Below are 12460 nucleotides of genomic sequence, written 5' to 3' on the forward strand. Positions count from 1 at the left end.
AGGCGCGAAGCATCCGGCCTTGCGGCCAGTCACGTTGCAAATGTCTTCCCCTGTCGGTTCCGGCGGTCTCTAGCGGACTGCTCGGATGCCAAATTCACGCCGTTGCCCGGCGTCGTCTTGTCGTTTCGCGCACCGGATTTTGTCTTCCGCCACGCACGGTCGGTTTTGGCCGGCCGATCTCCTCGCCACCGGCTCCTCCGCCGGCATTTTTCCGGCTGACGTCAGCCGGCCAGATGCCCTTCAGCACGCGCCAGCGCGGCGCGCTGTTCGGTTCGCGCGGCAAGCGCGTCTTCCAGCGTCACCGGAACGAAGCGCGCCGGAGTGTGCGGCTGGAGCTGGGCGATAAGGTCCATGTCGGCCGATATTACCACGCCCAGCATCATGTACCCGCCACCCGAAACCGCGTCCCGGTGAAGAACGATCGGCTCCGTGCCACTCGGCACCTGGACGGATCCGTAGGGATAGCAGGCATCGACGATGTTCGAGGGGTCGGAGCCCGCACCGAAAGGCTGCTCGCGCTCGACGAACTCCAGCGGCGTCCCGCCCCGGAAGCGATAGCCGATGCGGTCGGCTTCGGGCGCGACCTTCCAGGTTTCCTCAAAGAACCGATTGCCGGCAGCCTCGGTGATCCGATGCCAGTACATGCCGGGAAGCATTCTGAGTTCCGCCGGACTATTGCCCGCGCGGCGCAGATTTGCAGGCAGTGAAAGACCGGCTTTGCCGGAACCTTCGCCGAGGGGAAGCTCATCACCCGCCTTCAGCGTGCGGCCCTGATGGCCGCCGAGTGCGCCCAGAATGTAAGTCGAGCGCGAACCGAGAACCACGGGTACGTCGATGCCGCCGGAGACGGCTAGATAAGCGCGCGCGCCGCCCTTGAGGAAGCCGAAGGAAAGCCGGTCACCGGCCTTCACCGGAAAACTTTCCCAGGTAGGCCGTTCCTCGCCATTGAGTTTGGGTGGGAGCTCTCCACCCGTGACGGCGACGACCGCGGATTGGGTGAATTCGAGTTCGGGGCCCATGAAGGTGGCTTCGAGCACCGCGGCACCCGGATCGTTGCCGACAAGCAGGTTTGCGATGCGTGTGGCAAAGCGGTCCATGCCGCCGCCTTCGGGAATGCCGACATGATAGTGGCCTGGTCGGCCAAGGTCCTGCACGGAAGTGGAGAGGCCGGGAGAGATTACCTTAACGGCCATTGATAAGCTCCATCAGCTTTGCGTTGGTGCCGTAAATATCGCTGTTGAAGTCCTTCAGGCTGAAGGTGCACTCGCGAACCGTCGGCTGCCACCGATTGGCTTCGATTTCCTCCAGCGTGGCGTCGTAGTCATCGCGGCCAATGGCCTTGAACTTGACGATGTCGCCTGGCTTGAACAGGCACATGTCATCGGAGAGGTAGCGCACCTTCCTGGTCGGGTCGTAGATCGGGGCCGGGGTTATGCCATACATCTGGTAGCCGCCAGCGCCGCGTACTGAATAGATCGCTGCGAAGCAGCCGCCATGGCCAATGGTGAGCTTGGGAGTGTCGGTGCGTGGACGCAAGTATTTCGGCGCCTGAATCTGTTTCTTGCGTTCAACCATCTGGTACAGGAAGGGCAGTCCGGCGACGAAGCCGACCATGGACACGAACCAGGGCTGGCCGGAATAGGCCGCGATAAACTCTTCCACCGTGGCGTAGCCGTTGATGCGGGCCGAATATTCAAGATCGGTGGAGGACGGGTCCTGATGGCGCTCGCGGAAGCGCAAGCAGGTTTCACGCGTCCATGGATCCTGGAAATAAACCGGCAGTTCGATGATCCGGGTCTTCAGCACCGGGTCCGCTTTCGAGGCCGCCTCTTCCATCGACTTCAGTTCGCTGAGCAAATCCTGCGGCTTGACGATGTCGGGGTTGAAGCGAATCTGGAAGCTGGCGTTGGCAGGGCAGATCTCGGTGACACCTCGGATGCCTGCCGTACGCACCGCGTTCGTCATCGAAAGGCCGGTAAAGAAGGAGGTGAGCGACATTTCTTCGGACACCTCGCCGAAGATATGTTCATCACCGCCGAAGTTGAATCGTATCGACATCGGTCCTCCTTAACCCGCCAATGTTGCGGCGTTTTCGATGAGCCAGCCTTCCAGCCAGCGGGTATGCACGTCTCCCGCCCGCACCGCCGGATCGGCGGCCAGCGCAAGAAACAGCGGCTTGGTGGTCTTGAGCCCGCCGATCTTCAACTCGTTGAGCGCGCGGATCAGGCGCACTATCGCCGCCTCGCGCGTCTCTGCATGCACGATCAGCTTGGCAAGCAGCGAGTCATAAAAGGGCGGCACCTGATAGCCTTGGTAAAGCATCGAATCGAAGCGTACGCCCGGACCGCCGGGAATGCGAAGCTCGGCCACTTGCCCCGGGAATGGAGCGAACTCCTTCGCCGGGTCTTCGGCATTGAGCCGGACTTCGATCGCATGCCCCTTGACGGAGACATCGCCTTGCCGGATCCGCAGCTTCTCGCCGCCGGCGATGCGAAGCATCTCCGCAACGAGGTCGATGCCGGTGATCGCTTCGGTGACCGGGTGCTCGACCTGGATACGGGTGTTCATCTCGATGAAGTAAAAGCGATCTGCTTCATCGTCATAAAGATACTCTACCGTGCCGGCACCAGAGTACTTGACCGCCTTGGCCAAAGCGACCGCCGAAGCGCAGAGCTCCTCGCGCAGCCTGTCTGAAAGTGCGCGCGACGGCGCCTCCTCCCAAACCTTCTGGCGTCGCCGCTGCAGTGAGCACTCCCGCTCGTAGCAGTGGATGGCATCGCTTCCGTCCGCCAGCACCTGCACCTCGATATGGCGGGCCTTGCCGATCACCTTTTCCATGTAGAGGCCACCGTCGCCAAAGGCGGCGAGGGCTTCTGCTTCGGCTTGAGGAAAGGCTTGCTCGAACTCGGCGAGCGAGTTGGCGATGCGGATGCCCCGCCCGCCGCCGCCTGCCGCCGCCTTGATCATCACCGGAAAACCGGTTGCGGTCAGCACCTCGTGGCCAGCCTTGAGGCCCTCGACCCGGCCAGCCGAGCCAGGCACCACAGGGACACCTGCAGCGGCTGCGGCGGATCGCGCCGAGACCTTGTCTCCCATCATCCGGATCGCATCTCCCGACGGGCCGACGAAGACCAATCCAGCGCCTGTGACCGCGTCGGAAAACGCGGCATTCTCGGCAAGGAATCCATAGCCTGGATGAACGCTGTCGCAACCGGTGTCGCGGGCAGCCTTCAGAATTGCTTCGACATTGAGATAGGACTTCTTTGCCGCTGGTGGGCCGATGTTGACCGCTTCGTCCGCAAGCTGGACGTGGAGCGACTCGGCGTCTGCGGCCGAATACACCGCCACGGTGGTGATCCCCAAATCTTGCGCGGCCCGGATGATCCTGACCGCTATCTCGCCCCGGTTGGCAACCAGAAGCTTTTTCAGCATCAGTCGAGATCCGCAATAGGTGCGCCGGCCATGATGGGGTCTTCATTGTCGGCAATGAAGCGGATGTTCGTACCGGCCGTCTCGGCCCTCACTTCGTGGAACGACTTCATCACTTCGATGAGACCGATTACGTCTCCGGCGGAAACCGCGTCCCCATCCGCCTTGTAGGGCGGCTGGTCTGGCGAAGCGCTCCGATAAAAAGTGCCGGGAAGAGGCGAAAGAATCTGGGCCATAAAAAGCTCCGGAAAACTGCGGACAGACTAATTTGGAACCGCCCGCGCGGGCGGGTTCGGTCGAGTTCAGTGCCAGGGGGCGATTGCGGTGCGCACGGCTCTGGCTATTTCGATGGCGTTCGGCGTATCGGAATGCACGCAGATGGTTTCGCAGCGTACGGGGAAGAAACTGCCGTCCTCTGCCGTGCCCTCGCCCTCCCTGATGGCGCGTACGCACCGCTCGGCCATCTCTGCGGGATCCTTGGCGTCATGAACGCGTGTCAAGATCAGCTTGCCGGAGGCATCGTAGTCGAGATCGGCATAGAACTCGGCGACGAATGGGATACCGCGCTCTTGATAGATCTTCTCATGCAGGGTGCCCGTCATGCCGAAGAGGGGTACGCCGAAAACCTCTGCGGCGTCACACACGCCATGGGCGATTGCCTCCTGCTGCATGGCCATGAAGTAAAGGCTGCCATGCGGCTTGATGTGGTGGAGTTCCACACCTTCGGCCTTGAGGAAGCCGGCAAGCGCTCCCACCTGGTAAATGATGGTGTTCCTGACTTCTTCGCGGGTCATCCGCATCTCGCGCCGGCCGAAACCCTGAATGTCGGGCAAGCCTGGATGGGCGCCGATCTTGACGCCACTCGCCTTGGCGCTGCGGACGGCGGCGTGCATGTGATCCGGATCAGAAGCGTGGAAACCACAGGCGACATTGGCAACGTCGATGATGGGCATCATGCCTATATCATCGCCAACCTTGTAGAGGCCAAAGCTTTCGCCCATGTCGCAGTTTAGCGTCACCGCCATCGCATTGTTACCCCTCGAAGCTGCCGTCTTTGCGGCGTTGCAGCATTTTTTGCGCATGCGAAGGCGTTTGTGAAATAGTAGTTTATTGATTGTCATATAAAAAAAACAGATAATGGTTCTGGGCCGGAGCGCACCATGACCATCACCTTGAAACAGCTTGATTATTTTATCGCGACCGCCGAGAGCGGACAGGTCAGTCATGCTGCGGTGGAACTCAACATCTCGCAATCGGCGGTCACTGCGGCGATAAAGACGCTTGAGGCTGACCTGGGCGTACGGCTTTTGGAGCGTAACCACGCTGGCGTAAGATTGACGATGGAGGGCGCGCGGTTTCTTGAACATGCGCGGGTTATCACCGGGGCCGTCGCTGCCGCCGTCCGAAGCCCGTTGCGCGATAGGAAAGGCCTGGCGGGCAAGCTGCGGCTGGGCATGACCTACACGGTCGTCGGCTACTACATGTCGCGCCACTACGCCCGGTTTCGAAAGACCTATCCCGAGATCGAGGTCGAGGTGCTGGAACTGCCCCGAGACGCTCTCGAAAGCGGGTTGATGTGCGGGGACATCGACATGGCCGTGATGCTGGTGTCGAACCTGGAGCACACCAAGGAGTTGGCGCAGGAGGTCTTGATGCGGTCGAACCGCCGGCTCTGGCTTTCGGCTGATCATCACCTGCTCGCGCGACAGGAAATCAGCCTCACCGATGTGGCGGCGGAAGATTATGTCATGCTGACGGTTGACGAGGCACGTACGACGGCCGCCCGTTACTGGGATGCCGCGGGGCTTTCGCTCCGCGCCGTCCTTACCACCAGTTCGGTCGAGGCCGTGCGGTCGCTCGTGGCTGCCGGCATGGGGGTCACTGTCCTGTCCGACATGGTTTACCGCCCCTGGTCCTTGGAGGGGCAGCGCATCGAAGTGCGCGGGCTTGTCGAGCCCATCCCCACTATGGATGTCGGCCTGGCCTGGTCGCGTGACAGATCAATCGAACCGGCAGCGGCGGCCTTCCGGGCCTTCATGTCCGTGACCATGGGCGGCGGCGGCTAACCGCCTGCCGTCAGGCAGGCGCTATGGCACAGGCTTGGAATGGTGGCGACGACGCGGATGCCGAACGGTGCGAGTTCCACGGCCATGGCCCGGGTGGCGGCAATCGCCCAGCCCTTGAAGCATTGCACCAAGTCAAATTCGGGCGAGGCGAGACGCCGCCGTTGGCGATCCGGTCGAACATCTCTTCGTCCATCGTCTCGAGCGCCAGGGCGGCTGGGCCACGCCGGCATTGTTGACCAGTATGTCGAGACCGCCAAAGGCCGAGCGGGCCAGGTCTGCCGCCGCTTCGAGCTTGCGAGTGTCGAGAGGTCGCCAGTGATTGGCCGCTCATTTCGCCGATTTCGGCAGCAACGCGGGCCGCGGCGGCCTCATCCCGGTCCATCAACACGGCCCGCGCACCTTCGGTGACGAATTTCCTGACGATGCCTTCGCCAAATCCCGAACCGCCGCCAGCGACGATGGCGACCTTGCCAGCAAGTCTCATATCTGTTCCTCCATTGACGCCACCATCGGGGAAGTCGGGTACATTGCACAGTCCGATTATCTGAACGCCCTTTTAGCTTTCCTTGTTTGAGGTCGACCGGCGTGGGAGGCATAGTCGCCACGGATTGTGAGGAGGAAGGGATGACGCTGAATTTCGACCCGCGGGCGAAGGCCACGGCGCTCTACCATGGCGAATTCCGGCCGATGTTCGTCGGCGGCAAGTGGATTCCGGCACAGTCCGGCCAGGAGATGCGGGCGTTCAACCCAGCGACTGGCGAAGTGCTGGCCACCGTGCCGCGTGGCTCGGCGGCCGACGTCGATGCGGCGGTGGCCGCTGCGCGCACGGCTTTCGAAGGGCCATGGTCAAAATTCTCGCCCTATGAGCGGCAGTGCGTGCTTCTGCGCATCGCCGATCTCTTCGAGACCCATTGGGAAGAGCTCAGCGTTTCCGACACTCTCGACATGGGACTGCCGATCACGCGCACGCTCGCCAACCGGCGGCGCGTCATCGGCATGCTGCGCTTCTATGCGGGCATGGCGACCGCGCTGCATGGCGAATCCATAGACAATTCGATCCCCGGCGAGATCGTCAGCTTCACAAGGCGCGAGCCGGTGGGCGTTGTCGGCGCGATCATCCCCTGGAACGCTCCGACCGCCGCTTCGATCTGGAAGATCGCGCCGGCGCTCGCCACCGGCTGCACGATCGTGCTGAAGCCCTCGGAGGATGCCTCGTTGACGCCGCTGCTGATCGCCAGGCTGATGCAGGAAGCCGGCGTTCCCGACGGCGTCGTCAACGTCGTCACCGGCACCGGGGCGGAGGCCGGTGCGCGGCTCGCTGAACATCCCGGCGTCAACAAGATCGTCTTCACCGGCTCGACGCTGACCGGCCAGGCCATCGCGCGGGCGGGCGTGACCAACCTCAAGCGCGTTTCCCTGGAACTCGGCGGCAAATCGCCGATCATCGTCTGCCGGGATGCCGACATCGACAAGGCGGTTCCTGTCGCTGCGATGGCGGTGTTCGTGCATTCGGGCCAGATCTGCATCGCCGGATCGCGGCTGTTCGTGGCGCGCGAAATCCATGACGAATTCGTGCGCCGGGTCGCCGAGTTTGCCGGCAGGCTTCGCATCGGCCACGGCATCGAGGCGGAAACCGAAATCGGGCCGCTCATCAATGCCAGGCAGGCCGGCAAGGTGGTGGGCTATATCAAGGCCGGCCGCGACGAAGGCGCGGAACTGATAGCGGGCGGGTCGCGACTGACCGGCGAGCCCTACGACGGCGGCAATTTCATCGCACCGACCGTCTTCGGCGCGGTGTCGGACAAGATGACCATCGCGCGTGAAGAAATCTTCGGTCCGGTGATTTCGGCGATGCCGTTCGACACGCTCGACGAAGCCGTGGCACGGGCCAATGCGACGCCCTATGGCCTGGCAGCCGGCATTTTCACCACCCATCTGGGCACCGCCCACAAGCTCGCCCGCCGCATCAAGGCCGGTTCGGTGTGGGTCAACATGTACCACGCCATCGACCCGGCGGTGCCATTCGGCGGCATGAAGATGTCCGGCTACGGCCGCGAGGGCGGCATCGAACATCTGCATGAATATCTGGAGACCAAATCGATCTGGATCCAGACCGATTGAGGGTGCGCTGATATTCAGGTGAGGCTGGGCTGCCATGACGGCGTCCCGCACCATTCTCGGCGCTCGTGCAAGGTGCCTGTCCGAAGGCGCGATGCTCAGTTTGCCAGTTCGCAAATTGGTGCGGATGAGGTTCATCAGCTGTTCGGAGAAGGACTGGTGCACATAGCCCCGCGCGGTGATGATGCCGACGGAGCGGTGGGCGTCGCGATGGTCGATCGGCACCACTCGCATGCAGTGTGGAGAAAGAGGATGAGGAATCGTCGGTTGTGTCCTCTGCCGGATTTCACCTGCCGCAAAGCTCAGCCCGATGCCGGTAGCGTGCCGCGATCCCGTGACGGTACTTTCTTGAGTGACGGGAGTGTCTGGCCCGGCAGTCAAGCGGCTCTGCTTTCCCCAGCTTCCGTCCTATAGGCCGTTTCCCTCGATCATCGCCATCAGGCAATCGCCAGATTGTGTGCCGCTGATGCCCAGATCACGCACGCTGTTCATGTGGTTTCGGTCATTCAGGCGGAGGTCGCAGACAAGGTGCCCCTGCGCGCGCAAGCGCTTTCTGAAGTCGGCGGCCTGCTGGTGAAAAGGTGACGTTTCCTGATCTCCGACGAGAATGGTCGCTGCCGTCTCCGGGTCATGCCACCGCGTCATTGGGGTGAAGACAGCTGCCTCCTCATCGGTGATTCCGATTAGCGGCTGGAGGAAGGACGTCTGAAGGGGCTTGAGGTCGTAAAGGCCGCCTAGCAGCAGCGCCGCACGTATGCGTGATGGCATTGGCGTCTTTTCAAACAGGAATGTGGCCAGGTGCGCACCCGCCGAATGACCACTTACGCTTAGCCGGGCAGGGTCGCCGCCATGGTCGACGATATGGTCCAGCACCCATTGTTTGGCACGCCGGACCTGGCCGACGATTGCCGCCATCCTGAACTCGGGCATCAGCGCATAGTCGACGATGACCGCGATCGCCCCAGCTTTGGTGACTGTGTTTGCTACATAAGAATAGTCGCTCCTGGAGAACATGCGCCAGTAGCCGCCATGGATGAAGATGTGCACGGGAAGATCCCTGCGCGCGCCGGGCGGAAAGAACAGGTCCAACCTCTCGGCCTCGCCCTCGCCATAGGCGATATCAGCCGACATCGGCAGGTTCGCCCGGGTTTCCGCGCTGCGAGTCACTATGTCGGCCACGATATCGTCAAAATCGGCCACATGGTCGCGGGTGCGGAAAGGGTCTTTTGACATGACTGCCGGTTCAGAAGGTGACGGCAATATATTTAGCCTCCATGAACTCGGCGATGCCGTGGTGCTGGCCGCCTTCGCGGCCAAGGCCACTCTGCTTGACGCCTCCGAATGGTGCGGCCGGATCCGACATCAGTCCCCGGTTGAGACCGATCATGCCGGCCTCGATCCCCGACGCCACCCGCATGCCCCGTCCAACATCGCGTGTGTATATATAAGCGGCCAGGCCATATTCCGTGTTGTTAGCATGTGCGATCGCCTCGGCCTCGGTGTCGAAGCGTGTGATGGGTGCCACCGGGCCGAAAATCTCCTCGTGCGCCATCTCCGCATCGGGCGGCACATCGGACAGCACTGTGGGCGGATAGAAGAATCCTTCTTCCTCCGAAATCGCCCCGCCGCAAAGCACCTTGGCTCCCCGGCCCACGGCGTCCTTGACCAGGCGGTCGATCTTGTCGACAGCCTTTCTGGTGATCATCGGCCCGCATTCTGTGTCTGCATTCGGGCCTGCTCCCACCTTAAGTGCCGCCATGCGCTTGCGGAGCCCGTCGGCAAAAGCATCATGGATTCCCGATTGCACATAGAGGCGATTGGCGGCGGTGCAGGCCTCGCCGGCGTTGCGCATCTTGGCGATCATCGCGCCGTCGAGGGCGGCGTCGAGATCGGCATCGTCGAAGACGACAAACGGGGCATTGCCGCCGAGTTCCATCGAACAGGAAATGACATGCTTTGAAGCCTCGCTGAGCAAGGTTCGGCCGACACCCGTCGACCCCGTGAAGGACAGCTTCCTGACGCGTGGATCGGCGAGCATGGCCGAAGTCAGCGGCCCGGGACTGGTCGTAGTCAGCACGTTGACGACACCGGCAGGCACGCCGGCTTCGCTGTAGAGTGCTGCCAGCGCATAGGCCGTCAGCGGTGTTTCACTGGCCGGCTTCAGGACGACAGTGCAGCCTGCCGCCAGCGCCGGCGCGATCTTGCGGGTCGCCATCGCGGCCGGAAAATTCCATGGTGTGATCAGCACGCAAATTCCGATCGGCTCATAATCGACCACGATGCGATTGCTGCCGGAGGGCGCGGTGCCGAACTCGCCGGTGATGCGGACCGCTTCCTCAGCATTCCAACGGAAGAACTCGGCTGCATAGGCTACCTCGCCGCGCGCGTCGCGCAGCGCCTTGCCGTTCTCCAGCGAGATCAGCATGGCAAGCGTTTCGGAGCGTTCGACCATGAGCTCAAAACAGCGCCGAAGGATTTCCGAGCGTTTGCGCGGCGCCGTCTCCCGCCATCCTTTGGCCGCCTTGGCCGCGGCTTCGACGGCGGCGGTGGCGTCCTCGACTGTCGCATCGGGAACCGCCGCGATCACCGCCCCGGAGGAGGGATCGACGACATCGATGAGCCGACCGTCGGAGGACGGTCGCCAAGTGCCGTCGATGTAGAGTCCGTGCGAAAAACCGCGCACGTCATAGCCATCCTGGTCGAGCTGCTGAGCGTTCAAATTCATCGCTTTGTTCCGTTCTTCACATAACACAGGCGGCGATGTCGCCGTCATGGGCAGCCTGGACGAGGCGTCGCATCGTGCCGAGATCGAAGGCACGCGGATTGTTCTTGATCAGGCGGTCGATGCCGAGCGCTTGCTCGGCGGTCCAGTCAAGCTTGTCGGCGGGGAGGCCTAGATCCGCCAGTGTTGGCGTAATGCCGATCGCCGCGAACAATCGCCTGATCTCCTCGATTGTGGCGGCTGCCATCTGGGCGGTGGTTCTCGCCTTCGTTTCCAAGCCAAGTGCCGCGCCGATCTCTGCCATCTCGTCAGCGGCGACGCGGCTGTTATAGGTCATTACGTAAGGCATCATTGTCGCCACGCCCAAACCATGGGCGGTGTGGGTGAGGGCGCCTGCCGGATATTGCACGGCATGCGCCGCCGCCGTTCCGGCGGTGCCGAATGCGCAGCCCGCTGCCAGAGCGCCCATCATGACATCGGCACGCGCGTCGACATCGGTGCCGTCGCTGCAGGCTTTCTCCAGACTCCGGCCAAGCAGCTTTATCGCGAGCAACGCGAAATGGTCGGTCAGGGCAGTCTTGCCGATGAAGACATGCTGTTGCGGCAGATTGGGGTCTTCACCGCGCCGCATGGCGGTGAAGGCCTCGATCGCATGGGTCAAAGCGTCAGCGCCGGCGATCGCGGTCAGGCCAGGGGGGCAGGTCATTGTCAGTTCGGGGTCGCACAGGGCGACTGCAGCGATAAGGTGAGGGCTCGATATGCCGACCTTGAGCGTCCGGTCCGGGTCGGAAATCACCGCGACCGGCGTCACCTCGGAGCCGGTGCCGGCCGTGGTGGGTACGGCGATCAGCGGCAGTGTCGGACCCGGCACCTTGAACTCCCCGTAATAGTCCTGGAGCTTGCCGCCATGGCTGAGAAGCAGCGTGGCGCATTTGGCGAAATCGAGACAGCTGCCGCCGCCGATGCCGATCACCATGTCCGGCCTGAACCCCTTGGCTTCCTCGACACAGATGCCGACCGTGTCGCGTGGCACGTCGGGCAGAACGCGGTCATGCACAAGGACTTCGATCGAGGCTGATTGAAGGGACTTGATGATGTCGACGAATACCGTTGTGCCCGCGAAACGCTCATCGGTGCAGACCAGCGCACGTTGGCCGAACCGGGCGGCGACCGTCGGCAGCACATGGCGCTGCCCTTTCCCGAACAGGATTTCACGCGGCAACCGCAGGGCGGCGAAGAGGGTCATGATCGGTCCTTTGACGGCGGCTGACTGTAAACGGAGGCATTGAACTGGGCTTGGGATCGGACGGTCTAAGACCGTGTCTCTTGCCCCTAAAACATATCCGCTTTGAAATCGTATAGGATATAGGATTGCATCGACGGAACCATCGTGTTAGCAGTCCTCACTGTCAAGAGGCAAAATATGCAGACCGCAAACTTACCCGACCCAAGCGACGCCACCATTGGAGCTGGTCGCATCCAGCGCGCCAACAGTCTCGTCGAAGATGTCTATGAAGCCATCTTCGCGCAGTTGATGGCGCTGAAAATCCCGCCAGGCTCACGTATTACAGTCGACAGCCTGGTCAAGGAATTCAACGTCTCGCACACGCCGATCCGCGAAGCCCTTGGCCGGCTCGAAGGCGAAGGCCTCGTCCTCAAGACGCATTTGATCGGCTATCGTGCCGCGCCCCAGATCACCCGGCGCCGTTTCGACGAATTGTACGAAATGCGTCTGCTGCTCGAACCGCATGGCGCCGCAAAGGCCGCCGTTATGATGGACGAGGCCAAGTTCAATGTGTTGCTCGAAGCCGCCGGCGTGATGTCACGCCGCGAAGGCAAGGATGATCGCGTACGCTATTCGAACTTCGCCAGGCAGGATGCGATCTTCCACGACAAGATCTTGGAGTTTTCTCAAAACGAACTCATCCGAGAGACGTTGGGCCACCAGCACACGCACTTCCACATCTTCCGCCTTATGTTTCATGCACGTGTGACCGAGGAGGCACTTGACGAACATGAGGCGATTCTTGCCGCGTTCGGCTCTGCCGATCCCGATGCCGCCGCAAAGGCGATGCGCATCCATATAGAGCACTCGCGCGATCGCCTGCTCCCGGCATTCGATTGA

General features: G+C 62.2%; 13 protein-coding genes. 4 read left to right on the forward strand and 9 right to left on the reverse strand.

Going from position 1 to position 12460, the window contains the following annotated elements:
* Positions 1-221: 221 nt before the first annotated feature.
* The 5 genes from NKH52_RS24955 to NKH52_RS24975 form a co-directional block, all read right to left on the reverse strand.
* Positions 222-1193: a 5-oxoprolinase subunit C family protein gene (locus NKH52_RS24955; RefSeq protein WP_127294326.1), complete on the reverse strand. Its 972-nt coding sequence runs from the start codon at positions 1191-1193 to the stop codon at positions 222-224.
* Positions 1183-2058, reverse strand: coding sequence for a 5-oxoprolinase subunit B family protein (locus NKH52_RS24960; RefSeq protein WP_126103558.1), 876 nt, complete (start codon positions 2056-2058; stop codon positions 1183-1185). Before NKH52_RS24960 ends, NKH52_RS24955 begins: the two co-directional genes overlap by 11 nt.
* Positions 2059-2067: 9 nt before the next feature.
* Positions 2068-3432 carry an acetyl-CoA carboxylase biotin carboxylase subunit gene (locus NKH52_RS24965; protein ID WP_352734725.1) on the reverse strand — a complete coding sequence of 455 codons (1365 nt, stop codon included), beginning with the start codon at positions 3430-3432 and terminating at the stop codon, positions 2068-2070.
* Positions 3432-3665: an acetyl-CoA carboxylase gene (locus NKH52_RS24970; protein ID WP_013533152.1), complete on the reverse strand. Its 234-nt coding sequence runs from the start codon at positions 3663-3665 to the stop codon at positions 3432-3434. Before NKH52_RS24970 ends, NKH52_RS24965 begins: the two co-directional genes overlap by 1 nt.
* 66 nt (positions 3666-3731) lie before the next feature.
* Complete coding sequence (locus NKH52_RS24975; RefSeq protein WP_352734723.1) at positions 3732-4454, reverse strand: LamB/YcsF family protein; 723 nt, start codon at positions 4452-4454, stop codon at positions 3732-3734.
* Between the two features lie 135 nt (positions 4455-4589).
* Between NKH52_RS24975 and NKH52_RS24980 the strand changes: the two genes are divergently transcribed.
* Positions 4590-5495 (forward strand): LysR family transcriptional regulator, encoded by a 906-nt coding sequence (locus NKH52_RS24980; RefSeq protein ID WP_127294331.1) that lies wholly within the window; start codon positions 4590-4592, stop codon positions 5493-5495.
* 10 nt (positions 5496-5505) lie between these two features.
* Here NKH52_RS24980 and NKH52_RS24985 read toward each other — a convergent pair whose 3' ends face one another.
* Positions 5506-5919 (reverse strand): Rossmann-fold NAD(P)-binding domain-containing protein, encoded by a 414-nt coding sequence (locus NKH52_RS24985; protein ID WP_352610109.1) that lies wholly within the window; start codon positions 5917-5919, stop codon positions 5506-5508.
* Here NKH52_RS24985 and NKH52_RS24990 point away from each other — a divergent pair.
* Positions 5815-6069, forward strand: coding sequence for a hypothetical protein (locus NKH52_RS24990; RefSeq protein ID WP_352610114.1), 255 nt, complete (start codon positions 5815-5817; stop codon positions 6067-6069). The two genes, NKH52_RS24985 and NKH52_RS24990, sit on opposite strands and share 105 nt — an antisense overlap.
* Positions 6070-6119: 50 nt before the next feature.
* Entirely contained in the window at positions 6120-7616 is a 1497-nt protein-coding gene (locus NKH52_RS24995) for an aldehyde dehydrogenase family protein (RefSeq protein WP_352734721.1), read from the forward strand.
* Positions 7617-8021: 405 nt separating this feature from the next.
* On the opposite strand, the gene NKH52_RS25000 is transcribed toward NKH52_RS24995, so the two are convergent.
* The 3 genes from NKH52_RS25000 to NKH52_RS25010 are packed head-to-tail and all read right to left on the reverse strand — an operon-like array spanning position 8022 to position 11581.
* Positions 8022-8846: an alpha/beta hydrolase gene (locus NKH52_RS25000; protein ID WP_352734776.1), complete on the reverse strand. Its 825-nt coding sequence runs from the start codon at positions 8844-8846 to the stop codon at positions 8022-8024.
* A gap of 10 nt (positions 8847-8856) precedes the next feature.
* On the reverse strand, positions 8857-10338 hold the full coding sequence (locus NKH52_RS25005) for an NAD-dependent succinate-semialdehyde dehydrogenase (protein ID WP_352734719.1): 1482 nt from the start codon (positions 10336-10338) through the stop codon (positions 8857-8859).
* A 16-nt stretch (positions 10339-10354) separates the two neighbouring features.
* On the reverse strand, positions 10355-11581 hold the full coding sequence (locus NKH52_RS25010) for an iron-containing alcohol dehydrogenase (protein WP_352553534.1): 1227 nt from the start codon (positions 11579-11581) through the stop codon (positions 10355-10357).
* Positions 11582-11758: 177 nt separating this feature from the next.
* Between NKH52_RS25010 and NKH52_RS25015 the strand changes: the two genes are divergently transcribed.
* Positions 11759-12460 (forward strand): GntR family transcriptional regulator, encoded by a 702-nt coding sequence (locus tag NKH52_RS25015; RefSeq protein WP_352734717.1) that lies wholly within the window; start codon positions 11759-11761, stop codon positions 12458-12460.

The sequence above is a fragment of the Mesorhizobium sp. M1066 genome, from assembly GCF_040318635.1.
Lineage (GTDB): Bacteria > Pseudomonadota > Alphaproteobacteria > Rhizobiales > Rhizobiaceae > Mesorhizobium.